19 protein-coding genes, 1 pseudogene and 1 riboswitch are annotated in these 25,002 nt (G+C 42.3%); of the genes and pseudogenes, 9 read left to right on the top strand and 11 right to left on the bottom strand.

Annotated elements, in window-relative coordinates; translation table 11 throughout:
- The first annotated feature begins 27 nt into the window (after positions 1-27).
- The gene (locus tag ANSO36C_RS17195; RefSeq protein WP_251955523.1) at positions 28-1,134 is read left to right on the top strand and encodes a saccharopine dehydrogenase family protein; all 1,107 of its coding nucleotides are present in this window, start codon (positions 28-30) and stop codon (positions 1,132-1,134) included.
- Positions 1,135-1,362: 228 nt separating this feature from the next.
- Positions 1,363-1,752, top strand: a complete 390-nt coding sequence (locus ANSO36C_RS17190) for a hypothetical protein (protein ID WP_251955522.1) — start codon at positions 1,363-1,365, stop codon at positions 1,750-1,752.
- A gap of 381 nt (positions 1,753-2,133) precedes the next feature.
- Here the strand turns inward: ANSO36C_RS17190 and ANSO36C_RS17185 are convergent, their stop codons facing one another.
- The gene (locus ANSO36C_RS17185; protein ID WP_251955521.1) at positions 2,134-3,432 is read right to left on the bottom strand and encodes a cation:proton antiporter; all 1,299 of its coding nucleotides are present in this window, start codon (positions 3,430-3,432) and stop codon (positions 2,134-2,136) included.
- Between the two features lie 704 nt (positions 3,433-4,136).
- On the bottom strand, positions 4,137-5,084 hold the full coding sequence (locus ANSO36C_RS17180; RefSeq protein ID WP_251955520.1) for a glycosyltransferase family 2 protein: 948 nt from the start codon (positions 5,082-5,084) through the stop codon (positions 4,137-4,139).
- 771 nt (positions 5,085-5,855) lie between these two features.
- Between ANSO36C_RS17180 and ANSO36C_RS17175 the strand changes: the two genes are divergently transcribed.
- Positions 5,856-6,125, top strand: a complete 270-nt coding sequence (locus ANSO36C_RS17175; RefSeq protein WP_069069307.1) for a hypothetical protein — start codon at positions 5,856-5,858, stop codon at positions 6,123-6,125.
- Between the two features lie 453 nt (positions 6,126-6,578).
- Here the strand turns inward: ANSO36C_RS17175 and ANSO36C_RS17170 are convergent, their stop codons facing one another.
- The 3 genes from ANSO36C_RS17170 to ANSO36C_RS17160 form a co-directional block, all read right to left on the bottom strand.
- A complete protein-coding gene (locus tag ANSO36C_RS17170) occupies positions 6,579-11,837 on the bottom strand; it encodes a HAMP domain-containing protein (protein ID WP_251955519.1) in 5,259 nt (1,752 codons plus the stop codon).
- Positions 11,838-12,197: 360 nt separating this feature from the next.
- Positions 12,198-12,422, bottom strand: a complete 225-nt coding sequence (locus tag ANSO36C_RS17165; RefSeq protein WP_251960355.1) for a hypothetical protein — start codon at positions 12,420-12,422, stop codon at positions 12,198-12,200.
- Positions 12,406-12,891, bottom strand: coding sequence for a PIN domain-containing protein (locus tag ANSO36C_RS17160; protein WP_251955518.1), 486 nt, complete (start codon positions 12,889-12,891; stop codon positions 12,406-12,408). The genes ANSO36C_RS17165 and ANSO36C_RS17160 overlap by 17 nt, the downstream gene beginning before the upstream one ends.
- A 181-nt stretch (positions 12,892-13,072) precedes the next feature.
- Here ANSO36C_RS17160 and ANSO36C_RS17155 point away from each other — a divergent pair, with 181 nt between their 5' ends.
- Entirely contained in the window at positions 13,073-13,768 is a 696-nt protein-coding gene (locus ANSO36C_RS17155; RefSeq protein WP_251955517.1) for a Uma2 family endonuclease, read from the top strand.
- A gap of 49 nt (positions 13,769-13,817) precedes the next feature.
- On the opposite strand, the gene ANSO36C_RS17150 is transcribed toward ANSO36C_RS17155, so the two are convergent.
- Positions 13,818-14,033, bottom strand: coding sequence for a hypothetical protein (locus ANSO36C_RS17150; RefSeq protein ID WP_251955516.1), 216 nt, complete (start codon positions 14,031-14,033; stop codon positions 13,818-13,820).
- A 211-nt stretch (positions 14,034-14,244) separates the two neighbouring features.
- On the opposite strand from ANSO36C_RS17150, the gene ANSO36C_RS17145 reads away from it, so the two are divergent.
- Positions 14,245-14,589 (top strand): hypothetical protein, encoded by a 345-nt coding sequence (locus tag ANSO36C_RS17145; protein ID WP_251955515.1) that lies wholly within the window; start codon positions 14,245-14,247, stop codon positions 14,587-14,589.
- A gap of 340 nt (positions 14,590-14,929) precedes the next feature.
- Here ANSO36C_RS17145 and ANSO36C_RS17140 read toward each other — a convergent pair whose 3' ends face one another.
- The 3 genes from ANSO36C_RS17140 to ANSO36C_RS17130 form a co-directional block, all read right to left on the bottom strand.
- Positions 14,930-15,370: a hypothetical protein gene (locus tag ANSO36C_RS17140; protein WP_251955514.1), complete on the bottom strand. Its 441-nt coding sequence runs from the start codon at positions 15,368-15,370 to the stop codon at positions 14,930-14,932.
- A gap of 410 nt (positions 15,371-15,780) precedes the next feature.
- Positions 15,781-15,930 carry a hypothetical protein gene (locus tag ANSO36C_RS17135; protein ID WP_251955513.1) on the bottom strand — a complete coding sequence of 50 codons (150 nt, stop codon included), beginning with the start codon at positions 15,928-15,930 and terminating at the stop codon, positions 15,781-15,783.
- Positions 15,931-16,266: 336 nt separating this feature from the next.
- Positions 16,267-16,845 (bottom strand): rRNA large subunit pseudouridine synthase E, encoded by a 579-nt coding sequence (locus ANSO36C_RS17130; protein WP_251955512.1) that lies wholly within the window; start codon positions 16,843-16,845, stop codon positions 16,267-16,269.
- Between the two features lie 195 nt (positions 16,846-17,040).
- On the opposite strand from ANSO36C_RS17130, the gene ANSO36C_RS17125 reads away from it, so the two are divergent.
- Both ANSO36C_RS17125 and thiC read left to right on the top strand, forming a co-directional pair.
- Positions 17,041-17,913, top strand: a complete 873-nt coding sequence (locus ANSO36C_RS17125; protein ID WP_251955511.1) for a phosphodiester glycosidase family protein — start codon at positions 17,041-17,043, stop codon at positions 17,911-17,913.
- A gap of 71 nt (positions 17,914-17,984) precedes the next feature.
- Positions 17,985-18,081: riboswitch (TPP riboswitch) on the top strand.
- 7 nt (positions 18,082-18,088) lie between these two features.
- Entirely contained in the window at positions 18,089-19,462 is a 1,374-nt protein-coding gene (gene thiC, locus ANSO36C_RS17120; protein ID WP_251955510.1) for a phosphomethylpyrimidine synthase, read from the top strand.
- A 204-nt stretch (positions 19,463-19,666) separates the two neighbouring features.
- Here the strand turns inward: thiC and ANSO36C_RS17115 are convergent, their stop codons facing one another.
- A complete protein-coding gene (locus tag ANSO36C_RS17115; RefSeq protein ID WP_251955509.1) occupies positions 19,667-21,655 on the bottom strand; it encodes a S8 family serine peptidase in 1,989 nt (662 codons plus the stop codon).
- 457 nt (positions 21,656-22,112) lie between these two features.
- On the opposite strand from ANSO36C_RS17115, the gene ANSO36C_RS17110 reads away from it, so the two are divergent.
- Both ANSO36C_RS17110 and ANSO36C_RS17105 read left to right on the top strand, forming a co-directional pair.
- Positions 22,113-22,709: a hypothetical protein gene (locus ANSO36C_RS17110; RefSeq protein WP_251955508.1), complete on the top strand. Its 597-nt coding sequence runs from the start codon at positions 22,113-22,115 to the stop codon at positions 22,707-22,709.
- Between the two features lie 68 nt (positions 22,710-22,777).
- Positions 22,778-23,667, top strand: a pseudogene (locus tag ANSO36C_RS17105) (DUF4351 domain-containing protein).
- 44 nt (positions 23,668-23,711) lie between these two features.
- On the opposite strand, the gene ANSO36C_RS17100 reads toward ANSO36C_RS17105, so the two are convergent.
- Entirely contained in the window at positions 23,712-24,998 is a 1,287-nt protein-coding gene (locus ANSO36C_RS17100; protein WP_251955507.1) for a toprim domain-containing protein, read from the bottom strand.
- Between the last annotated feature and the right edge of the window lie 4 nt (positions 24,999-25,002).

The raw sequence follows: 25,002 nt of genomic DNA, 5'->3' as shown, positions 1-25,002 counted from the left end.
TAAGGTTAGTGTTGCGAATCTGGAGTAATGACAGACAGCGTTTTAATTCTTGGTGGACGGGGGCGGATTGGTAGCAGTGTTGCTCAGGATCTCGCTACCCATACGCAGGCTCAAATTACGATTACTGGACGTTCTGCGGAGTTTGGCAAGGCTGTTAGCTTGTCTTCAGGAGGACAAGTGCAGTTTTTGGTGTTGGACTTGGCAGAAGTTGACAAGTTGCAAGATGCGATCGCAAACTCTAACTTAGTCATCCATTGTGCTGGCCCATTTCACTATCGAGATACTAATGTTCTCGAAACCTGTATTGCTCAAGGCGTTAATTATCTAGATGTCAGCGACCATCGTTCTTATACCAGCAAAGCTCTCAATTTTAGTGAACAAGCTGCTGCTGCTGGTGTGACAGCAATTATTAATACTGGTATTTTTCCTGGTATTTCTAACAGCATGGTACGTCAAGGTGTTGAACAATTTGATAAACCAGAAAAGATCCATTTAAGTTATTTAGTTTCCGGTTCTGGCGGTGCTGGCATTACAGTGATGCGGACAACTTTTCTTGGGTTGCAGTATCCTTTTGAGACTTGGATAGATGGAAAATGGCAGATAATTAAGCCTTATAGTGAAAGAGAATTAGTTGATTTTCCACCTCCCTATGGACGCACCGGAGTTTACTGGTTTGATATGCCAGAAACCTTTACACTGCCCAAAGCTTTCCCATCAGTAAAAACTGTAATTACTAAGTTTGGCTCTGTACCCGATTTTTACAATCATCTAACTTGGATTGCAGCACATATTTTTCCCAAGTGGTTAATGCAGCGCCGTTACATGATTGAATTTCTGTCTCATGTCAGCCATTCAATGACAGATGTCACTAATAATTTTAGTGGAATTGGTGTAGCAGTTCGTTCAGAAGTTACAGGGCAAAAAGATGGTAAAACCGCCGTTTATTGTTCAACTGTAGTGCATGAAAATACGGCTGTAGCTTCTGGTTGCGGTACAGGTAGTATTGCCCAGTTATTGCTAGAAGGTAAACTTAAGAAACCAGGTGTTTTTGCTGTGGAAGAAGCACTACCAACAGATTTATTTGAAGAAGTAATGCAAAGCCGAGGAATTAAAATTAATCACAGTTGGTTATAGGCTAATACGCTTGGGTTAAGCACACTAAGTAATAATTTTATCCGACGAAATATTCAGATACAGAGGTAGGGGCGTACAAATGTACGCCCCTACTGTAGGTAAAAATTAATATACCTTGCGGTAGAAGTAAAAACTGTACCTAAACATTTAGGATGCCTGTGAGCCTGAAATATTGAATATATTTATACCTGACGAAGGCTTAGAAAATAACAACAAGAGGGGTTTTTCATGCCAAAAATTCTATTAACTTTAAAACAAGCATTACGTTCAAGCTTTTTGGTTATTGGTTTAATGACTTTCATTAGCTTGTCAGGTTCTTTTATTTTTGTTCAGCAAGCTAGTTATGCAACTACTCTTGAAGAATTAAAGCTAATACCCTCAGATTATAAACCAAATTCTGAAGAAAAAATTAATCGTGCAAACGAATTTGACCCAGGTGTTGGCATTCAAGAAGAAGAACGACAAGAAGCTTATGAGCAAGCAATAAAAGATTCAAAAAACCTTACTACTATAGAGAAGACTTACGAAAGAAATTTGAAGGCTGAACAAGAACAAAATCCCCCGGAAACTTTTGGTGAAAAAGCAAAAGAAGTTATTGAAAAGGTGACAGGTAAATAGCGAATATAGACCTAAAAACACAGTTTTTACCCTAACTGGTTCCAAGCCTGGAGGCTTGGAACCGCTTTTGGGAGGCTCCGCCTCAAGTGACTTGATGAGAGGCAGAGCCTCTTAATTTTAGAATTCATTCCCAGCCTCCAGGCTGGGAACGAGGTAACACAAAGACTTTGGGCTTATCTTAGTGCCATTCGTGCGTTACCCGCATTTCCCACAAGCTTAAGGCATTTGATGGAGCAGAGGAGGAGTAATGAGCCATAAGTTTTTACTCATTACTCATTACTTATTACTTCTCCCCTACACAAGCGCAGGCTTTAAGAGGCGTGGTGAGAAATTCGGGGTTAGCCCTTGGCATAACACACCCTACAAAAACAAAAATTGCTTTTACTCAAATTCATCTATTGTGGTGGGAGGATTAGACTTTATCTTATTAGCAATATTGCGCTCATACCACTTCATTAATGGAGTTGAACTGATGCCATGTATAATTACAGAAGCGACAATGGTAGTGTAAGTTATCCAAGCAATTTGTTCAGCAGCTTCACCTTTTAAGCCATTACCAAAAGCATAGGCGAGATAATATAAAGAGCCGACACCGCGAATACCAAACCATCCCATCAACCACTTAGTTCCTGGATGAAAGGTTCGGCGGTGTGATTCTACAGGACGTTTACCTATTGTGCTAATCCAAACGCCTACAGGTCGGATTATAAAGAATAATAAAATTATCACTAATAAAGATTGCATAGCATAGTTGAGCATTGGCTGGAATAATAATATTGATCCCAATAGTAAAATTGTTCCAACTTCCATCAGTTTTTCAACTTGCTCAACAAATTCCAACTGTGCTAGCGGTTTTTCAGGATTTCTGTAACTGCGTTGGACAACTAACCCAGCAACAAATACTGCCAAAAATCCATAGCCATTCGCCATTTCTGTTAAGGAATAAGTTATTAGGATTGTGCTGATAGCAATAAAATCTTCCATTAACTCATCGGCAGGACGGCGTTTTTGAATTCTTTTTTCAATCCAAACTATAGATTTTGCGACAACAAATCCCATAAAAATGCCAGCTGCGATCGCCCAAATTAAATCAATCGCAATCCACTGTTTAAACCAGTTCCCCCAGTTATCATCTTTTATTGCATGAAGACCAAAATAAACGAAGGGAAAAGCTAAAGCATCATTTAACCCACCTTCAGAAGTTAAACCAAATCTCAACTCATCTTCGTCGTTGATGTCGGTCAGTTGTACTTCTGATGCTAATACTGGATCAGTTGGTGCGAGAATTGCTCCTAATAAAATCGCTTCTCCCCAATTCATCCCTAAAAACAATTTACCCACAACAGCCAGAGCCAAAATTGAAATTGGCATCAGAAATACAATCAATCGCGTCGTAATACCCCAAGTTCCTAATCTTAGAGGGCGAACAATTTTTAAGCCGCAGCTAAACACAGAAATAATTACGACAAGTTCTGTTATTTTTTCCAGCAGTTCGGCATTAAAAACTTCATCTCGACGTAATTGAATCAGTCCAAAGGCGTAAGGGCCTAGCAAAATACCAACTACTAAATAGATAAGGGCAAAAGAAAGAGGTAAGTGAGAAATCCAACCTGACCCTAAAGTTACCATCAACAGAAGTAGACCAATCACAAATAGGTCAATAATATAGATATCTACCATATAGCGATTTACATAAAAATTAGGCGTTACTTTGTAAGTTTAATGGTAATAGCTTGATGTTAGAAATTACCTATGGGCTGATTTTTTTGAATTGGAGATTAGGAATTAGGGATTTAGACTCGCCACCAAATTAGAGAAGAAGAGAATAGAGTCTCCAACTGGGAGCATCCCAAATGTGTAAAAACATATTTTGTCATTGCGAGCGTAATGAAATGAAGCGAAGCAATCGCAGCCGCTAGACTTTGCGATTGCTTCATTCCGCTTCGCTCCATTCGCAATGACTAGTTCTAATTGGTAAATTTGCAAAATTGGGATGCTCCCCTCCAACTAGAAATGCCATCCTAGAGGCTCCAGCTTACTTGCTGCAGCAGAGCCGCTATGATGAGCATTTCCAGCCAGAGGCTGGAAACGAGATTTGAAAGGATTTTTACCTTAAGTTGACACTAATGGTTATGCCGTGCCCCTTACGGGTGTACCTTACATAAGCGAGAAACGCTATACAGCACTTCCGGCAGCTATGAGGTACATCCTCAAAGCTAAAAGCTATGTTAGGAGAGAGGCAATAAGAAAAACTGTATTGCATAATAGCGGGAAGCGCTGTATCTGTATCAGGTATTTCGTGAAATGGAATTAGCGAGGCGTTTACGTTAGTAAATACGGGGTAGGGTTCTTAATTTTTGATTTATGCAATAAGTCTATTGGGTTTATTTAAATAATGTATTCTTTAGAAGAGTCGTATCGTCTTTAGCAAATAGCTCAACGATATTCTTAGTTTTAGCACGAAATGGAATATCTACTAAAACATAGAATATCCATTTTATCGCTATACTAAACTGGCGGTTTTTAATAAATGCAACTAAACGAATTGGTGTTTCGATTACTTGCTGATAAGGATGTTTACGTGAATCATCCTCAAATTTGCTTTTGCTAATTAGGCGTTTTAGTGATAATACAAGCCCCATAATAAAACAGCAATAATATTCAAATATAGATCCAAACTTTAAATTTTCATACAGGTAATTTAGATCGCCGCCTATTCCTCTTAAAGCTCTATTTTCCGCAGGAGCATGAAAATGATCTGCTTTTGCTTGTTTCACCTTGATAATTTTGAAATCTTGTCTCTGAATTCGTCGCATTAACTCATGCTCTTCGCAAGCATAGCTGTTAAAATACCTTAGATTTGTATCAAAGCGAAAGCGATTAAAAATGAATCGCCTAAATGACATAAGGCTACCCGTTCCATAGGTTTCCGTTCCTTTTACCCAAGAACCCCCATATTGGTAAACACATCCCCAGATAGCTGTGACTTCTGAATCTTCTTGGTAGACTTTAACTAACTCATCAAGGCAATCTGGAAATAGACTAACATCATCATCAGTAAACACAATGAATTCACCCTTTGCATAAGCAACTCCACGATTTCTTGAGTAACATGACCCTCGGTTTTTATCGTTATTGAGAACCAAAAGGTTAGCCATGTTTTCCTCACAAGTCTTAAGAAAGCTTTGTGTATCATCTTTTGAACCGTCATTGACAACGATTACTTCATAGTTCGGATAGGTAAGGTTTGCCAGTGCGGGAAAACTATAGCTGCGTAAACTTGAGGCTCTGCCATAGGTGCAGATCACAATGGAGACAAGAGGCTTTTCCATTTGTATATGTCTTTTTTACAAATTCGTTAACTGAGAAATTTAGGAAAATAACGTAAAACTAATTGCAGAATTAAGTTATTTAATTTATATGATTCCCAATAATCTACACAGTCTAACAATTAGGAAAAAGCATATTTATTGTGAGCAATAATACCTTTGTGCCCAGTTGTGAATTGGTGTCAACTTCGACCGCAATATGAAGTAATATCCCGTTTATCAAACAGAATTCAGGAGTCAGGAGTCAGGAGTCAGAATTCAGAATGAATTCTGTGCGACTGGCGGATAGCGCAGCGTAAAGCCTGCGGCATGGCTTCGCTTAGAGCGAGTCCGCGATAGCGTAGCGTTAGCGAGTACTCGAGCGTCGCGTCTGAATAACTGGGTTTAAGACCCCCACCAAATCGTAGATTTGGTGGTCTTCAATCAGTCGCGGGTCGGAATCCCCGACTAATTGATTCTGACTCCTGAATTCTGACTTCTGAATTCTTCTTCAAATAGGACTGCGATTTGATTTCTGAAAACATACTGAGACTGAAAAGCCTAATTTCCTACTCCCTACTCCCCACTCCCCGCCTACGGAGATAATTTCAAAAATCAAATACGATTCCTATAGGATTTAGCTGTTCATGACGACTGCCTTTTTCTCTTGGACATCGCCTTTTTAACCATTTATAGTATTTTTGTACTATAATATAAATAGCCTCCACAAAGCCTAGCCAAATGTATAACGGCTGTGTGAAAACCTTCTGGAAGATGGATTCAAGGGTTAGTTCGATGATGAAGCATTACATTCTCAACCTCAATCCGACTGCCAAGCATGAATGGGATCGGTGTATTTTACGCGATCCGTTGACTGCTAAACGCCCAGACATTGCCAAATTAATTGCTGAAGCGGTTGGTGCAGATACAGGCAGTTATTTAGTGAGCGTGAATATCGAAGTTCAAGTTTTGCAGCAAGCCGCAGTCCCTCAAGCCGAACAACTTTCGCTTTCATTTCCAGAGGTGAGTGTGCCGTCACAACCACAACTGCGGGAAGCAGCTTGATGCTAGAAATTAATTAATCATTGCCTGAAAACCTTATAGAGACGTAGCTGTGCTACGTTTCTACAATCATTTTCACTCCTATCGTACCCAATACTTGATCGGTTATACCATTTCACTTTAATAATGATACAAATATGCTGGTAAGGGCATGGCAATGCCATGCCCCTACAATAAATCTATATGTATCAGGATTTTCGTGAATTGGTATTACAGCAATTTTCAAATCTCGTTTCCAGCCTCTGGCTGGAAATGCTCATCATAGCGGCTCTGCCGCAAATCAGAGAGGCGGAGCCTCTAAGATGGCATTCCCAGGCGGAGACTGGGAACGAGGCAATTTTCAGGTAAATAGACCACGCGGTAGGGGCGCAAGGACTTGCGCTCCTACTACAACATATATGGTTCAAATACATGAAAACTGCAAATTCTAATACCCTACCCATGCGATACATTTCATTAACGGTATAGCCAAACACGCAAGAGTGACAGCAATTGTTCGGTATCTACGGGTTTGGTGATGTAGTCTGATGCACCGGCTTCAATACACTTTTCGCGATCGCCTTGCATGGCTTTAGCGGTCAGTGCAATAATCGGCAAAGATTTAAATTGCTCGTTTTGGCGGATTAAGCGTGTTGTTTCGTAACCATCCATTTCGGGCATCATTACATCCATCAAAACCACATCAATATCTGGTGTAGTTTCCAACAAAGCGATTCCCTCTCTGCCGTTTTCAGCATATAAAACCTGGATTTGATAACGCTCCAACATACTGGTAAGGGCGAAGATATTACGCATATCGTCGTCTACAATTAGCGCTTTTTTGCCAGCGAGTAAGTGGTCTATGGAATGCAGTTGTTCAAGTATTTCTCGTTTTGGTGCTGGTAAATTTGCTTGGACTCGGTGTAAAAATAATGCTGTTTCATCAAGGAGACGTTCGGGCGATCGCACATCTTTAATGATGATTGTTTCGGCAATTCGTCTGAGTTCCGTTTCTTGAGCTTTGCTAATTTCTCTACCTGTGTAGACAATGATTGGTAAAGTTTTGCCGTGGGGTAAAAGCTTGATCTGCTCGATCAGTTCAAATCCGGTCATGTCGGGTAGCCCTAAATCGAGGACAAGGCAATCAAAATGCTGGGTGCGAATAGCTTCTAGAGCAGTTACACCGTCAGCCACAGCAGTAGTTGAAACATCGCTGTTGCCAATCAACTCAACAATACTCAGCCGTTGAGTGTCGTCGTCTTCGACTACCAATAAATTTTTCACTTGGCGCTCAACAAAACCTTTAATTTTGGTCAACGCTTCGGATATTGTCTCGCTGGTTAAGGGCTTTTGCAGATATGCGATCGCACCTAGTTGCAAACCGCGCTGTCTACCTTCCTCAATTGTCATGATATGTACGGGAATGTGGCGGGTATTTGGGTCATGTTTGAGACGATCCAATACTGTCCAACCATCCATTTCTGGCAACCGGATATCTAGCAAAATAGCTGAAGGTAGAAATTGCTGCGCTAGCATCAAACCTGTACTACCTGTGTGGGCAGCTATCACCTTAAATCCTTGCTGTTGCGCCATATCTAGAAGGATACGCGCAAAATTAATGTCATCTTCGACAATTAGTAAAACGCGATCGCCTCTTTCTATAGTAGTGCGATCGTCATTTAGGAGTGGAGAGGGGATAGAGACGCGATTAATCGCCTCTGTACTGAGTAGGGAATAGGGAGTGAGTAGTGTTGACGCAGAATCAAAACTCAGCGATCGTGACGGGCTAAACGCCCCGCTATCGCTAACAGGACTCAATTGTGGTAGATAAAAGGTAAAGGTGCTACCTTGACCGGGTTGACTAATTAGTTTAATTTCACCGCCAAAGAGACGGGCAATTTCGCGGCTAATTGATAAGCCCAATCCAGTGCCGCCATATCTCCGGCTAGTAGAGCCATCGGCTTGCTGGAATGCTTCAAAAATCACTTTCTGTTTTTCGGGGGCAATACCAATGCCTGTATCGCTGACTGAGAAAGCAATCACAAGCTGGGCGCTATTCAAGGTTTGGTGGTCGTTGTTCCATCCCTGCTTGGCCACCGCAATCTGTAAGCGTACCTCTCCTCGCTCTGTAAATTTAAAAGCGTTGGAGAGGATATTTTTTAACACCTGTTGTATACGTTTGACATCTGTATAGATGCTGACTGGCAATTCCGGAGTAAGTTCAATTCTAAAGTCAAGTCCTTTACTCTGAGCGATTTGCCGGAAGTTACGCTCAATTTGTTCGCCCAACTCTGCCAATGGCATTTGGGTCATGTCAATGGACATCGTTCCCGATTCAATTTTAGCGAGATCCAGAATGTCATTAATTAACATCAACAAGTCAGTACCGGCTGAGTAAATTGTCTGGCTGTATTCGACTTGCTTGGCGCTGAGATTTTGCTCGATATTATCTGTCAACAATTTCGCCAAAATCAACAAGCTGTTTAGCGGTGTCCGCAGTTCATGGGACATGTTGGCGAGAAATTCTGATTTGTATTTTGAAGAGAGGGCGAGTTGTTCGGCTTTGTCTTCTAAAGACAGTCTTGCTTGTTCAATTTCCCGATTTTTGCGCTCGACTTCTTTCTTCTGCATCGCCATCAACTCTGCCTTTTCTTCTAATTCGGCGTTGGTTTGTTGCAGTTCCTCTTGCTGTCCTTTGAGTAAATCTTCAGAGGTTTTGAGTGATTGGGCTTGTTGTTCTAGACGCTGGTTGGTTTCGCGGAGTTCGCTTTGCTGGGTTTGGAGTTCTTCAGCCAAAGATTGCGATTGTTTGAGTAATTCTTCAGTTCGCATCGATGCTGCGATCGTGTTGAGAACGATCGCTATACTTTCGGTAAGCTGGTCGAAGAATGTCAGATGAATTTCGCTAAAGCGGCGAAAGGATGCTAATTCTATGACTGCTGTCACCTGTCCTTCAAAGAGTACAGGTAACACCACAGCATTAAGTGGAGACGCTTCTCCTAAACCAGAGGCAATTCTGACATAATCACTTGGTACATCCGTCAGCAGAATTCGCTCTTTTTCTAAAGCGCATTGTCCCACTAAACCTTCACCCAAATAGAAGCGGTTAGCCAAATGTCTGCGTTCGCGGTAAGCGTAGCTACTAATTAATTTCAAAAACGGTATATGTTCAGCAGACTCCATCAGGAAGAATACGCCGTGTTGCGCTCCTACTAAGGGTGCTAGTTCTGAGAGAATTAGTTTAGATACGGTTTCTAAGTCTCGCTGCCCTTGCAGCATTCGGGTAAACTTGGCTAGGTTAGTTTTCAACCAATCTTGCTCAGTATTTTTCTGCGTTGTCTCCCGCAAATTGGCAATCATCTGGTTGATGTTGTCTTTGAGTATCGCTACTTCGCCCTGTGCTTCGACGGCAATTGAACGAGTTAGATCACCTTTAGTTACAGCTGTAGCAACTTCTGCGATCGCTCGCAACTGAGTTGTCAGTGTAGCAGCAAGTTCATTTACATTATCCGTCAAATCTTTCCAAGTTCCAGCCGCGCCAGGGACTCTCGCTTGTCCGCCCAACTTCCCTTCAATTCCCACTTCCCGCGCTACTGTAGTTACTTGATTGGCAAATGTCGCTAGGGTATCAATCATCTCGTTGATTGTCTCTGCCAAAGTTTCAATTTCTCCCTTAGCATCTAACATCAGTTTCCGTTTCAAGTCACCGTTAGCAACTGCGGTTACAACTCTGGCGATACCGCGCACTTGTGCCGTTAAATTACCCGCCATCGAGTTAACGTTGTCTGTTAAATCTTTCCAAGTACCCGCAACACCTTGGACTTGCGCTTGTCCGCCCAACTTCCCTTCAGTTCCCACTTCCCGCGCTACCCGCGTTACTTCTGATGCAAAGGAACTGAGTTGATCTACCATCGTGTTGGTAGTATTCTTCAAGTCTAAAATTTCGCCTTTGGCATCGACGGTAATTTTCTTCGATAAGTCGCCATTTGCTACCGCTTTGGTAACTTCCGCGATGTTGCGAACTTGTCCGGTGAGGTTCCCCGCCATCGAGTTAACGGTGTCCGTCAAATCTTTCCAAGTCCCAGCTACTCCTCTGACGTAAGCTTGTACGCCTAATTTCCCTTCCGTTCCCACCTCACGGGCAACTCTGGTAACTTCTGATGCAAAAGAATTCAGCTGGTCGACCATGACGTTGATGGTGTTCTTGAGCTCGAGGATCTCGCCCTTCACGTCGACGGTGATCTTCTTGGACAAGTCGCCGCGCGCGACCGCGGTCGTCACCTCGGCGATGTTGCGGACCTGGCCGGTCAGGTTGTCGGCCATCAGGTTGACGTTGTCGGTCAGATCCTTCCACGTGCCGGCGACGCCCGGCACCTGCGCCTGGCCGCCCAGCTTGCCTTCGGTACCGACTTCGCGCGCGACGCGCGTCACTTCGGACGCGAACGCGTTCAGCTGGTCGACCATCGTGTTGATGGTGTTCTTGAGCTCGAGGATCTCGCCCTTCACGTCGACGGTGATCTTCTTCGACAGGTCGCCGCGCGCCACCGCGGTCGTCACCTCGGCGATGTTGCGGACCTGGCCGGTCAGGTTCGCGGCCATCAGGTTCACATTGTCGGTCAGGTCCTTCCAGGTGCCGGCGACGCCCCGCACCTGCGCCTGGCCGCCCAGCTTGCCCTCGGTGCCCACTTCGCGCGCGACGCGCGTCACTTCGCTCGCAAAGCCGTTCAGCTGATCGACCATGACGTTGATGGTGTTCTTAAGCTCGAGGATCTCGCCCTTCACGTCGACAGTAATTTTTTTGGATAAATCACCATTGGCGATCGCAGTTGTAACTTCGGCAATGTTCCGCACCTGTGCCGTCAAGCTTCCCGCCATAAAGTTCACGCTGTCGGTTAAATCTTTCCAAGTACCAGCAACGTCTTTTACTTCCGCTTGTACACCCAATTTCCCTTCAGTTCCCACCTCACGCGCAACTCGCGTTACTTCACTTGCAAAGGAACTGAGTTGATCCACCATTGTATTAATGGTATTTTTCAACTCCAGAATTTCGCCTTTCACATTAACGGTGATTTTTTTCGATAAGTCACCATTTGCGATCGCAGTGGCAACTTCGGCAATATTGCGAACTTGTCCGGTGAGATTACCCGCCATCAAGTTAACGTTATCCGTCAAATCTTTCCAAGTGCCAGCCACACCTTGCACTTCGGCTTGAACGCCCAACTTCCCTTCGGTTCCCACCTCACGCGCCACCCGCGTTACTTCACTTGCAAAAGAACCAAGCCGATCTACCATCGTGTTAACAATATTAGCAGTTTGCAGAAACTCACCTTGCAGGGGTCTGCCTTCAATTTCTGTAGCGATCGTTTGGGATAAATCACCATTGGCAACTGACCGAATTACCCGAGTAGTTTCAGCTGTTGGTTGAACTAAATCTGTAATGAGAGTATTGACAGAAGTAACACAATCTGACCAAGAACCGCGAACATCTCCAAGAGAGGCGCGATCAGCAATTTTGCCTTCTTTGCCGACAACGTTACCAATTCGCTGTAGCTCCGCCGCCATCCGCTCATTTTGATCAATAATATCATTAAGCGTATCAGCTATTTTCCCCGCCACAGCAGTATGATCTATGGGCATCCGAGCCGAGAAGTCACCTTGTTTAACAGCATTCAGCGTTCTTAGTAGCTGATTTAAATCGAGATTGTCGCTGTCTCTAGTTAACTGTTCGGTTGCCATAGCCTTTTGTCTAAAGAATTTACTAGTTTTACGTGTTTAAAAAGACTTTTCAAAGCAGAAAGTTGATTTTAACTCTCATTAGTATTTTTAAGTTTTCTGCTACTCCCCATAGCAACAAATCTTTGGGAATTTGATTAGCTTGGAGTATGTAGTTATTTAACTGTCGAATGTCCCTGGTAGTGACTGATACTGAGGCTTGCACTAGTAAGACGTACTCATTCTAATGATAACGGGGGAAATTAAAATTTCTCAACGGGCAAGGCAAGAGGGCTTGGTTAGGAAATGCCTCAATTTGGACGTAGTGCTGCGCCCCAAGCTGTCAAAGGCATAGCGCGATTAATTCAAATATTCTCTAACTCGCTACTCAATAATTTCATCATATTGATTGGTGTCGTCTTCGGGTAATTCTTTAATCTCCACCAATACATCCGCCAAAGTTTTTTCATCTAGCCATTGATGACGTTCTTTAGTGTAGTCTCCTTTACCCGGACTAAAATATTGAATAAACCGAATAGTATCGGGAACTCCCAGAGAATTGATCAAGGCATTGTAGCCCTGTTTAATAATTTCATTTTGGGTTTTCATCATTACTTTCCTCCACTTGTATTACTTCAGCCAGCCATTGAACGGGATTATTAATCAATACGTTAATTAATTGAGAGTTTTTTTGAGCTTTTTTGAAGAGTCTGTCATCTGTTGTGAGAAATACATCAGCCTGACTTCTTTCGGCGCTGGCGATGTGGGTGGCATCATAGCTGGAGAATCCTAATTTTTGAAGTTGAGCGGCTCTGTCTTCAATGAAGGTGCTATTAATAACTTTAATTTTAGCAATGTCGAGTAATTTTTTGACGTTTTGTAGTCTTTCTAAATCAGGTGTTTGGTTTAATTCGGCGATTAAAGCACTGCTGTTGATCAGTTTCCAAGCCACTGATTGACATTGATTTAGAATTGTCATAACTGCCTGTGCTTCTAAATAAATACGAGATTGCGTCTGGTCATCAAACGGACGATTCAAACAACAAGCATCAAGATATATTTTATATTGTTTGCTCATGGTGTTTACTCATCTGAATCATATTTAAGTCTGGTTGACTCCGTGAGTAATTTCTACATTATGCCCTCGTTGAGGGCTTTATGATTTTTGGAATTTGAGGAAAGCAGCAAATCAATAAATCCTAACTGATAACTGAGGTTTGCTAAAGTCAGAAATATCCGGCAACTCCAAGGATTGGCAAATGGTTAGAGAGTACTCAGCCCAGAGACATCTGCCTCCGCTTGAAAGTGGCGATCGCTTAACTCGCCCTGAATTTGAACGGCGTTATGCGGCTGCACCCCATATCAAGAAAGCAGAACTGATAGAAGGAATTGTTTACGTGGCATCTCCCTTAAGACACGAACAACATGGCAAACCCCACAGTCGGGTAATAACTTGGTTAGGAGTCTACCAATCACTGACTCCCGGCGTTGATTTGAGTGATGCCCCAACCGTCAGACTAGATTTAGACAATGAACCTCAGCCAGATGTAGTGCTGTTTATTGAACCAGACGCAGGGGGACAAACCCGTTTAAGCAGCGATGGTTACATTGAAGGATCTCCCGAATTGATTGTTGAAATTGCCGCGAGTAGCGTTGCGATCAATACAGGGAGCAAAAAGCAGGTTTATCGCCGTAATGGGGTGTTGGAGTACGTAATCTGGCAATCTTACGAGAATAAAATTGAATGGTTTTGCCTAATTGATGGTGACTATCGATTGCTATCTCCCAGTGCAGATGGAATTATTCGCTCTGGGGTGTTTCCGGGTTTGTGGTTAGCGGTGGAAGCGCTGTTAAACAATCAGATGGTGCAGGTGTTGGAGGTAGTGCAAGCGGGGTTGAAGTCACTGGAACATGATGCGTTTGTGCAGCAGTTGAAGAAACAGAAGATTGTTTGAAAAGTGGTTGGCTGTATCTTTGCACTTAACTGATCCCCCCTAACCCCCCTTAAAAAAGATACCGCGTAGTAAAAATCATCGGCGTGACTTGGCGGTATTTGTGCCGAAATCCGTCTAAATCTCGTCTAGCTTCATCGTTGGGTAATTCATTCAAACCGTCTACAAGTAACAAAAATCGCCCTGTAAACAGTAGACTTTCAATCTCTATCCTGTTTAGGTTTAACTGATAGCGAGTCAAAAAGTCCCGAATTAAATCCAGCACCAATTGTCAGATGGGAACGTCAAAAAGTTTATTTTGACGCATTCATTGACCTTGCTACTGTCCACATTTGGATTAACAAAATATTATTAGTGGGATAGATTCTTGGCTATACATTTAGACCGATGCAGAAATACGTCTTGAGAGTTTTGCGATCGCCCATAGCGTAAGGTAAAATCATTTTCAATTGTTGAGAATTCGCAAGAGAAAAAAGTTTATGGCAGATAAGTCCGGTCAAGACCCCTCGGAAATCACAGTGGCAACGGTTAATGAAGAACGAAAAGGCACAACTTTCAGCGGTACGGTCATCCTTGGTATAGATCCTGAGGGTGGGGCAGTCGTTTCCTTTAGAGACTTTTTAATTGAAGATTATAAAGGCGAACTTACCGCAAATCTTGCAACAGATGGCGATATAACGAAAAGCATTGATTTAGGCGAACTCGATCATAAAAGCCCCAGTTTTAAGCTGCCAATTCCGCTAGGAACGGATACATTACCCTACAATACAGTCGTGTTGAGCGACAAAAAAAGCAAGAAAAAAATCCTGACGATCAATCTATAAAATTTTTAACTTAGCTCGTAGTTCAGCCAAATTCGATTGCCCTCTTGTATAGAACCCATAAGACATTTTTTGCTGGGGTGCTTGGCTTTGAAGTAAGCCGTTACTTTGCGATCAATGATAGAGCCTGCTTAAACTCGACTGTTTTTTGCAAGAACAGGGATAAAACCAGCTAGCTGCAAGGCTTTTAGTTTCTGGAATAGATATCAAATGGGTTCTATACACACCGTAGCCTTAAAAAGGGGGGAACTAGTGCCCCCTTTTTAAGGAGGTTGGGGGATCTCAAACCAGGATAAATTGAGTCTTTGAGCTTAACTTGACATTAAAACCTATTAGATTTTACTCAACTTACGATCGCACCCGACACCCCATTCATAGATCCATTTGTAGAAGAAAGCTTCACAGAATCAGCTGCTAAAGAATTGGTGACTTTGGAATTGTCTACTACGCTTCGCTTCTTCTTAGTATTACCTCGTCTAGCACCACCCGCCATCTCGTATTCTGGGCTGGTTTTACCGTAACGGCTGCCAACTCCTAGTAACATTTTTTCTGACATCGCTATTACAGCCTTTTCGGCGTTATTCACATCATCTGTAAGTTTGTCAATGGTAGATAATGCAGTGTTGTAGGCAGCAAGCTTAGACCGGAGATCGTTAATTGTCACGGTGTAAGCTTGTATAGTCAATCCTTGGCCAAAGTCAAGTTGTACGCTGATAGATTGTAAACTTTCAATCCGGCGATCAGCTCGTTCTAAAACGCTGGAATTTCTTTTACGACGTGCCATAATGCATCTCTGCCACTAGGTTATTAGTACTGTTTTATACCAAAATACTTCTGATTGTCATAGGGAAATATAGCAAATCGGTTGCAATTACATTTTTCAAAGTTTAGTTAATTTTACTTAGACTGTACTTTGTTTTAGGTAAAAAATAGATTTATAAGTTCATTACAACAATTGCTGCAATGATTTAAGCCTTTCTTATACATGGAAGAACATTAGCTGCAAAGCATGAAACAATTGCAGCAACGACTTATACATTTGTAAGAAAAACTTAAGCCTTTCTTATACATGGAAGAACATTTGTTGCAAAGTATTAAGCCTTTGCAGCAACGACTTATACATTTGCAAGAAAAACTTAAGCCTTTCTTATATATGGAAGAACATTAGCAGCAAAGGTTTAAGTTTTTACAGCCTCAAGCGTAGAAGCGTAGGCGTAGCCCGTCGTAGACATCGCTTTTGCTTTTTGCCTGATACCAATTCACGAAAATCTTGATACATATAGATTTATCGTAGGGGCATGGCATTGCCATGCCCTCATACCAATTTAATGTGAAGTTGCACATATCTTGATCCCCCTAAATCCCCCTTAAAAAGGGGGACTTTGAATTCCCCCCTTTTTAACCCTTTTTAAGGGGGGCTAGGGGGGATCGAATTCTATGCAGCTCCATAAAGAATTGGTATCAGCGTATTTGTATCATTATTTAAGTTAGAGTGTTTCCAAAAATAAATGATCCAAAACCCGTCATTGCGAGCAAAGCGAAGCAATCTCAGCCCTTGTGATTGCTTCGCTTTGCTTGCAATGACAATTGAGCATTTTTTTACTTCAAGTACTCTTAAATGGTATGAGATAATATTTCTTGCATGAATCAAAAATAATGATGGTATTTGGTGTATTAAAATTATTTATGTAGAAATTGGAGTTCAGATGCGGTGAGATCGCGCCATTGACCCAACTGTAAATCATCTAATTGTAGGTGAGCTATACTGACCCTCACCAGCCGCAAAGTCGGAAACCCTACAGCCGCAGTCATGCGCCGTACTTGGCGATTTTTCCCCTCTGTCAAAGTCATTTCCAGCCAAGCTGTCGGTACATTTTTGCGAAATCTAATTGGCGGAGTGCGTTCAGGTAACTGTGGTTCTTCTGGTAAGAGCTTAACTTCTGCTGGTTGAGTGCGATAATCTTGAATTTCCACACCTACTTGTAACTTTTTGATCGCATCTGCATCTGGAATTCGCTCTACCTGCACCCAGTAAGTGCGTTTATGACCAAAACGCGGATGGGCGAGACGATGTTGCAATTGTCCATCGTTTGTCAACATTAGCAATCCTTCACTATCCCAATCTAAGCGTCCCACAGGATACACATCAGGCACATCAATATAATCTTTTAAGGTGCTATGTGTAGGGGCATCTTTTGTAAACTGACTAAGAACGCCATAGGGTTTGTAAAAAATAATATATCGGTAATGATTGGTCATTGGTCATTGGTCATTTGTCATTGGTCATTGGTCATTGGGTATAAGAAAAAGTGGTGCAGAGGAGGAAAACTGACTGCAACTTCTCCTTGCTCCCCCTGCTTCCCCTGCTTCCCCTGCTCCCCTGCTCTCCATCACACTGAGCATTATCCAAAGATTTGGGCATCCTAATAAAAACAATATAGTGAAGAGTTGATTATGCCAAGTTCCAAAATCTGCCGGCGGTCTTTCTTGTTTCTAGGAGGTGCTGTCTTGGCACAAGGATTAACATTGGCACTCCCCGCAGCCGCTCAAACTGTACAAGTGAAGAGGGGTAAGGTAAATGGTTTCTCTTTTTATCAAACTATTATTGACCTCACTGACCCCAATACCTTCATTACTATTGGTTTAGCGAATAATGCAACTTTGGCTAATACTCATCAAAAAACTAGTGGTGATGAAGAATTTAACAATCTAGTGGCTCGTTATCGCGCGGCTGTCGTTGCTAATGGTACTTTTTTTGCTAAGAATGCCCAGAAAACAGTGATGGGTAACATGGTAGCAGCAGGCAGATTTATCAAATACAGCCAATGGGAAAATTATGGCACTACTTTGGGGTTACGAGCTGGCAATAAACCGGAAATGATGACAGCACGGGTTGATGGTAAACCTGAATGGAATCAACATTGGTTGTCTATCACCTGCGGCCCTCGACTGTTAAGGCGGGGACAAATTTGGCTGAAGCCGGATGTTGAAGGATTTAAAGATCCTGGTGTTTTAGGTACTGGCGCACGAACTGCTATCGGCTTTCCTGCTGATGGTAAAAAGCTATTTTTGATAAATTTCGATAGTGGACTAACTTTACAGCAAGAAGCGCAAGCAATGAAAGCAATTGGCTGTTACGAAGCGATGAATTTAGATGGTGGTGCATCAAAAGCTTTTGCTGCTAACGGTAAAATTTTAGTTCCCGCAGGACGCCCATTAACTAATGTGATTGTTGTTTATGATGCTAAAAATCCCGCTCCTGCTGCTTTACAACAGTCATGGATAAGGTTTCAGAAAGGCGATCGCCCCATAATACCTAGTGCTTAAAAACTGCGCTTACGCCAGATTCCGAAAAAACAGCATAAATTTTTAACAGATATGACGAAGGTGGTACACTACATCAATGCTAGGGGTGCCTACATAACCAGGCTGAGATCACACCCTTAACACCTGAGTCTGGGTAATACCAGCGGAGGGAAGCTGTTTATTGAGGAATGACAATATGCGGACAGAATGGGTTGCTAAACGACGTGGGCAAAGTAATGTATCTCAAATGCACTACGCCCGCCAAGGTGTTATCACCGAAGAAATGCACTATGTCGCCCGGCGAGAAAATCTCCCTGTTGATCTCATTCGTGACGAAGTAGCGCGGGGACGAATGATTATCCCGGCTAATATTAATCACACTAATCTAGAGCCGATGGCTATTGGCATCGCCTCTAAATGTAAAGTAAATGCTAATATCGGCGCTTCCCCCAACTCTTCTAATCTTCAGGAAGAAGTTGATAAGCTAAATCTGGCGGTGAAGTACGGTGCTGATACCGTGATGGATTTGTCCACAGGCGGCGGTAACTTGGATGAAATTCGTACCGCAATCATTAAAGCTTCGCCTGTTCCCATTGGTACAGTGCCAGTATACCAAGCTTTAGAAAGCGTCCACGGTACAATTGAAAATCTGACTGCTGATGATTTTCTCCATATCATCGAAAAGCACGCCCAGCAAGGGGTAGACTATCAAACTATCCACGCAGGGATTTTAATTGAGCATTTGCCTTTGGTGAGAAACCGGCTCACTGGGATTGTCTCTCGCGGTGGCGGTATTTTGGCGCGGTGGATGTTGCATCACCACAAACAAAACCCGCTTTATACGCACTTTCAAGATATTATTGAGATTTTTAAAAGGTACGATGTCTCTTTCAGTTTGGGAGATTCCCTACGTCCTGGCTGCACCCATGATGCCTCAGATGAAGCACAATTAGCTGAATTGAAAACCCTGGGACAGCTAACTCGCAAAGCCTGGGAAGATGATGTACAGGTGATGGTGGAAGGGCCTGGACACGTCCCAATGGATCAAATTGAGTTCAACGTCCGTAAGCAGATGGAAGAGTGTTCTGAAGCACCTTTCTATGTTTTGGGGCCATTGGTGACAGACATTGCTCCCGGTTACGACCACATCACTTCAGCCATTGGAGCAGCTATGGCTGGATGGTACGGTACTGCAATGCTGTGCTATGTAACACCTAAAGAACATTTGGGTCTACCAGATGCTGAAGATGTGCGAAATGGGTTGATTGCCTATAAGATAGCGGCTCATGCGGCTGATATTGCTAGACATCGCCCTGGTGCAAGGGATAGAGATGATGAACTTTCTAAGGCGCGTTACAACTTCGATTGGAACCGTCAGTTTGAATTATCACTCGATCCAGAAAGAGCTAAGGAATATCACGATGAAACTTTACCAGCAGATATCTATAAAACTGCTGAGTTTTGTTCGATGTGTGGGCCTAAGTTCTGCCCAATGCAAACTAAGGTTGATGCTGATGCGCTGACAGAATTAGAGAAGTTCTTGGCGAAAGAGACTGTAACTCAAAGCTAATTGACATGGGGCATGGGGCATTGGGAATGGAAAGGGGGGCAGGGTGAAAACTCTTCTCCCTTGCTCCCTGCTCCTCATACCCCACTCCCTAACTCAAACATATTAGACATCTCCAGAAATAAAATATGCGTTATCCAGAACCCTTGTAGAGACGTAGCACTGCTACGTCTCTACATTCTTTTTTGGAGATGGATGTCTATTGGCTTAAAACCCGATTTCAATGGTCAAGCTGCGAATTTTTCCTGTATCTGCGTCAGCTTTATCTGCAACTTCTAGAGTCCAGGTTCCTTGGGGACTTTTACCTTTAAAGGCAGCAAGTTTTGGGGTGTTTACCTCGTCATAAGTTGTTTTGATATTATCAGTAGCTCCGCCTTGGCGATCGTGCAAAACTATCGGAAGTATGCCTATTTGCACCGGGGGAAGGAGAGTAACGATAAGATCACCAATATAAGTATGCTCGATGTCTACATTAACTTTGATGGATTTTAGGAGGGTGGTATTAGCGATCGCCAACGATAATGTTGATGTTTGCAAATCGTTAATTGGGATATCTTGCACTGCCTGAAAAATACTAATGGGTGATGTTTGAGTAGGCTTGGCTAATTCTACAGCTTTCAGAGCATTGATTCGACCGTAACCGTAAAAAGGGCTGCGACCATTAGCATCATATTTACCTCCAGTGGCATCAATGCGATCGCACGAGCGTTTAATAATGTCTCGCACTTCATCCCAACGCAGATTTGGGTTTCTGGCAACAATCAAGGCTGCTACACCAGCCGCACCTGGACAAGCACTGGAAGTTCCGCCGAATTCGTTCGTGTAGTTGCCTACGGCCTCACCCAAATTTCGATTACCAGAATTATAACCAAGTACACCAGAGCGATCGGTTGTCCAAATTCCACTAGTTTGAGAACTGTCACCATTGTTGCTAGGAAAAGCACACCAGACAGCCTTACCAAAATCACTGTAAGCGCTTCTTGTGCCGTAGTCGTTACAAGCTGCCACCGCAATCACCTTTTGGTAGCTAGCGTAGCCGTCGTTATCAACGCTTTCGTTACCATTGCCAGCTGCGAATAAAACTACACAGCCTTTGCCATTGCGTCCTTTATTGATTGCAAAGTCTATAGCAAGTCGTGTGGAATCAGGCAGAGGTACTTTTTGGTTGTGTACAGGATCATTTGGCTCAAACCAAGTACCGTCTGCGGGGCCCCAACTGCAAGAAATAACATCAGCACCATTTTGAGCCGCCCAAACAAAAGCATCGGCTTCATCTTGTGATCCTAGCGCCGAAGCTAGACGAATCGGCATCAGCTTTGCACCCGGTGCTACACCAGATGCACCAAACTTGCCATTGGCACAAGCTACTCCTGCACAGGATGTTCCGTGATTATTCTCGTTTCCCGGTCTGGGATTATCCGTTTTACGCGTGACATCACGCGGGGCAACAATCTTGCCAGAGGAACGGAACTCTTCATGCTCCATATCCACACCATCGTCGATAATTGCAATAATCGTTCCTGTGCCATCGCTCAACTTCCAAGCTGCTTCAACGTTGGCATGAGCGTTAATGACTTTACCATTAATTGTTGTTTGTTTTAAGTGCCACTGCTGTGGGAAAACCTGACGCTGGCGTGATTCACGCGCTAGTTCAGGATGGCACAGTTCAACTGATTCCTCATTTAGAAGTCTCTCGGCAATGTCAAAGATGGCTATACCAGTATTTGCAGTAGCACTGACAAAATAAGCATTACGTGCATATTCAAGTTGGCGTTTAATTGTTAAATTGTAATGTTTTAAAACTTCTTGGCAGACCCTTGACTCTTCTTCGCTATCAAATTTAACAAAAATGTTTTCAGTGTAAATTACAGGTTGTTGGGATACTGGATCGATCAGAACACGTCCGGCAAATTGGACTTCAGACTCTCTGTTGAGAATTTCACGGGCATAATCGCGCAAAGCGACACCCTGATTTGGAACTTTAGCTTGCAGAATTTCTACACCCGCTTGCCGAAACCGTGTTCTTAAGTCAAATTGATTAAGGATGCTACGAGCTGTGGGTGACACAGGTGCGACTTCAAATGATCTTGCACCAACAAGAGTGTTGCGGCTTTCGGTACGCACTACAACGTGTTCGTTACTGATAGCAAATTCATACTGTTGGCCATTCTGTCCACCATAACGAACCTGAACCATTGTTTAATCTCCTAAATGTTTTGGGAATTGGGGAAACCGTATTATGCCTTACTTTTAAAGTTTTCTCTATACATCATGGGCTTATACCAATTCTGTATAAAGATGCGCCAAATTATATAAGAAACGAACCGCAAAGGACGCATTCGCGCAGCGTCTCGTCAGAGAAGGACACAAAGGAAGAAAGAAAATTTGGCGCAGCCTCACAAAGAAATGGTATTAGGTTTAGTTTATTGATGCTTTTTATTTCATGTGCTATATGTGTATTACGATACATAATTTAATTTATCTAAGTTCATACAAGCCTTCGATTCGTCTTTCCAGAAAAGAGGGGATTCAAAATCAGGTTGCTTTAATAATCTTCACTATCTACTCAGTAAAGGCGAACTGTGCATGACGATGAAAAAAATGTATTCCGTACCACTAAAAAACGCTATAACATCATTAGAACTTGAGAAAGATGTTTTATTTTCCGGCTGAGTATTTTCTACAGGTGTATTCTCTACCCCTGATTCCTGAAGTGAGATTTCAAAAAGACTATTTTTCTGATTATCCTGAACAAATTCGCGTTGGTAGCGATGCCAACGCCGGGCTACGTCTACGCGCTGCTGTATCCTACACTCGTAAGCTTGGGTACTATGCAATACATTACAAGCAACCCGGCACTGTGGCATCAGGAGCAATTTTACAACTTAATGAAGGTGCGATGTCTACGACGGGCTACGCCTACGCAGTTTTTTCAGGCGAACCCAATCAATCAGAACAGGGTGTATTGAGTCCAATTTATACACTACAATCCAATGGCTCCCTAGCAGTACCAACTGGACAGATTTTTATTCGCTTTGCTGAAGGTGTTGAGGTGGAGTCGCAGCGCGAGGCGATTAATCAAGCGGGTTACGAAGTCGCGCAAAGCCTTCCTTATGCGCCTCATAGTGCTTGGTTGCGTGCCCGATCAGGTAAGATTGTTGATGCGATCGCTGGAATTTCTCAGTTAGAAGCGATCGCTAATGTTGAGAGTGTCGAACCTCAAATGCTTATGGAAAGAGGTATGAGATAAATTACAAATTATACATCTGGTAAATGGGGCGATCGCCAATTCGTTTGCTAAATAAATTTTTTGATTGAATGACTAGATTTATCCATGACCAATTTGCAAAAGATTATTTGGAAGAATTACTAAAACCTTATGGAGAAGTGCAAGGTTCTAGCCGTGTGGCGGGAGAAGTTCGAGAAATTGATGTTTTATTTTCTCCTTTAACAAAACAAAGCACTAATTTAGAAACACTAGGATTATTAGGAAGATTTGCAGCTACAGCAGCCATTTTTGAACCCTTTCGCAACGCTGCATCAAAAGAAGAAATTTGTGATTGTCTGTTAAAATTATTAGAAGTAAGGGGTGGATTACAACGTCAAGCAAATCGAAATAAAACTTCCATTTCAGAATTAGAACTTCCCAAATTATGGATACTGACTCCAACAGCATCTACAACACTGCTGTCAGGATTCGGTGCTACTCAAAAGGTAAATTGGCTACCTGGAGTACATTTTATCGCAGAGTATTTGCGGACTGCGATCGTTGCAATTCACCAGTTACCGCGCACCCAAGAGACTCTGTGGTTAAGAATTCTCGGTCGAGGAACAGTACAAAAACAAGCAATAGATGAATTAGAAGCACTATCATCAAATCATCCATTTCGCAGAGCAACGTTAGAATTACTTTATAAACTTGCCGGCAAAACTTGCAAGTTAATCAAAATTCAGAAGAAGACGATACGGGAGTTAATTATGCGATTAAAACCACTTTATCAACAAGACCGTGAACAAGCTGTACAACAAGGCGAACAACGTTTAGTTATACGTCCCTACTCAATCGCCGTTTGGGTGAGATTGATTCATCTACTATTGAGCGAGTTCAAGGCTTATCTATTGAGCAATTGGAAGCGTTAGGAGAGGCTTTATTGGACTTTTCAGCTAATTCTGATTTAGAAGCTTGGTTAAACCAGCAAATTGATTGAAGAAGAATTCAGGAGTCAGAATCAAGACGAATCATGAATTGTCCCTACAGGCAAAATGAGAATACTAACCAAAACTTTGAACAAACGTACATATCATTTCCTGTATCGCCTACTAAAAGCAAACTGCTGTCATCACTTTCTAAATCTCGACTGCCAGCAATACCCTTTTGCAAAACTTTAATTATTTTTTGGGGGCTGAAAGATTCCAATTCTACAAAGTTTCCAGATTCTAACCATCTTAATTCTTCAGCAGATAAACTTTGACGAACTTCTTTAGGTAATTGTTTAGCTGCTCGCGCTGACTGTGGAGAGAATTGAATGAACATTCCGCGCTTAGTAGCGATAATTTGACGTGGCATTAGTCCGATATCAATAATCGTAATTTCTCTATGGAGAAACCAATTAGCGTTGGTTCTTAAATTATGAACTAAACCAATTCCTTGTGAATTGCAATCATGCACTGCATAAACTTTTAAATCGGGATTGCGGCGTAGCATTTGCATTGTGGTGTCAAAAATGCTTTGAGGATATCCAGTAATGCTGAGAATTGCACAGTTATTTTCAAAGTGAAAATTATTAGCAATTAATAATTGGGCAATATTAGCACTATCACAAACGACTAATCTATCAAAACTGTAAGCTGTTACATCAGGATTAATTGAAGTTGGTTTATTTTCCTGGTTGGGAGAAGGAAGAATTTTTAAAACTGAACCATTCATTTGCTGCCAGCGCTCTAGCCAATCTTTAACTTGAGATTGTGAAAATAAAAATTCTTGTCTTAAGAATCCAATTCTCCCTAACTGTTGACTTCCCAAATATATAGACAGCATTCCCATAATTACAACAATGACAAAGAAACTAAATGAATTTGAGTTAATACTTATTAAAATTCCTCCAACAAGAATAATTCCTCCTAGTATTTGTAAATTTCTAGCATTTGCTCTGCGACTTGTATTGTTGAGTTTACTTGAATTACTCTGATTAACAAATGTCCAAACAAATATAAAATTTACTATCATTAAACCAACAGTTGAGGAAATTGCAAAAAAAGTCAAAGGTATATATATAAACAACCAGCCAAATTGTGAAATTGAATTTGATTTTTTTCTGATACGATTATCTAGAAAATACAGCAGTTGTTTGGGTGTAAAAAATAAAGTGTTATTTACAGAAATATCAGCGATCGCCTTTGCAAAAAAAGAGTCAGTAATCTTAATATTACTCATGCTGGTAGGCTCAAAAGTAAAGGGATGATTGCATTTCAGACACCGACCTTGATTAGCTTTCCGGTCTTTTAACTTATTGTCAGTTCCGCAGTTAATACATTTCATAATG

This window comes from Nostoc cf. commune SO-36, from assembly GCF_023734775.1.
Classification (GTDB): Bacteria; Cyanobacteriota; Cyanobacteriia; order Cyanobacteriales; family Nostocaceae; genus Nostoc; species Nostoc commune_A.
Note: the sequence above shows the minus strand (reverse complement) of the source record. Positions and strands in the feature narration are given on the sequence as shown.

Bases quoted from the DNA above. Each gene is read 5' to 3' on its own strand.
- ANSO36C_RS17195 (WP_251955523.1), top strand. From the start codon at position 28: ATGACAGACAGCGTTTTAATTCTTGGTGGACGGGGGCGGATTGGTAGC.
- ANSO36C_RS17190 (WP_251955522.1), top strand. From the start codon at position 1,363: ATGCCAAAAATTCTATTAACTTTAAAACAAGCATTACGTTCAAGCTTT.
- ANSO36C_RS17185 (WP_251955521.1), bottom strand. From the start codon at position 3,432: ATGGTAGATATCTATATTATTGACCTATTTGTGATTGGTCTACTTCTG.
- ANSO36C_RS17180 (WP_251955520.1), bottom strand. From the start codon at position 5,084: ATGGAAAAGCCTCTTGTCTCCATTGTGATCTGCACCTATGGCAGAGCC.
- ANSO36C_RS17175 (WP_069069307.1), top strand. From the start codon at position 5,856: ATGATGAAGCATTACATTCTCAACCTCAATCCGACTGCCAAGCATGAA.
- ANSO36C_RS17170 (WP_251955519.1), bottom strand. From the start codon at position 11,837: ATGGCAACCGAACAGTTAACTAGAGACAGCGACAATCTCGATTTAAAT.
- ANSO36C_RS17165 (WP_251960355.1), bottom strand. From the start codon at position 12,422: ATGAAAACCCAAAATGAAATTATTAAACAGGGCTACAATGCCTTGATC.
- ANSO36C_RS17160 (WP_251955518.1), bottom strand. From the start codon at position 12,891: ATGAGCAAACAATATAAAATATATCTTGATGCTTGTTGTTTGAATCGT.
- ANSO36C_RS17155 (WP_251955517.1), top strand. From the start codon at position 13,073: ATGGTTAGAGAGTACTCAGCCCAGAGACATCTGCCTCCGCTTGAAAGT.
- ANSO36C_RS17145 (WP_251955515.1), top strand. From the start codon at position 14,245: ATGGCAGATAAGTCCGGTCAAGACCCCTCGGAAATCACAGTGGCAACG.
- ANSO36C_RS17140 (WP_251955514.1), bottom strand. From the start codon at position 15,370: ATGGCACGTCGTAAAAGAAATTCCAGCGTTTTAGAACGAGCTGATCGC.
- ANSO36C_RS17135 (WP_251955513.1), bottom strand. From the start codon at position 15,930: ATGTGCAACTTCACATTAAATTGGTATGAGGGCATGGCAATGCCATGC.
- ANSO36C_RS17130 (WP_251955512.1), bottom strand. From the start codon at position 16,845: ATGACCAATCATTACCGATATATTATTTTTTACAAACCCTATGGCGTT.
- ANSO36C_RS17125 (WP_251955511.1), top strand. From the start codon at position 17,041: ATGCCAAGTTCCAAAATCTGCCGGCGGTCTTTCTTGTTTCTAGGAGGT.
- thiC (WP_251955510.1), top strand. From the start codon at position 18,089: ATGCGGACAGAATGGGTTGCTAAACGACGTGGGCAAAGTAATGTATCT.
- ANSO36C_RS17115 (WP_251955509.1), bottom strand. From the start codon at position 21,655: ATGGTTCAGGTTCGTTATGGTGGACAGAATGGCCAACAGTATGAATTT.
- ANSO36C_RS17110 (WP_251955508.1), top strand. From the start codon at position 22,113: ATGTTTTATTTTCCGGCTGAGTATTTTCTACAGGTGTATTCTCTACCC.
- ANSO36C_RS17100 (WP_251955507.1), bottom strand. From the start codon at position 24,998: ATGAAATGTATTAACTGCGGAACTGACAATAAGTTAAAAGACCGGAAA.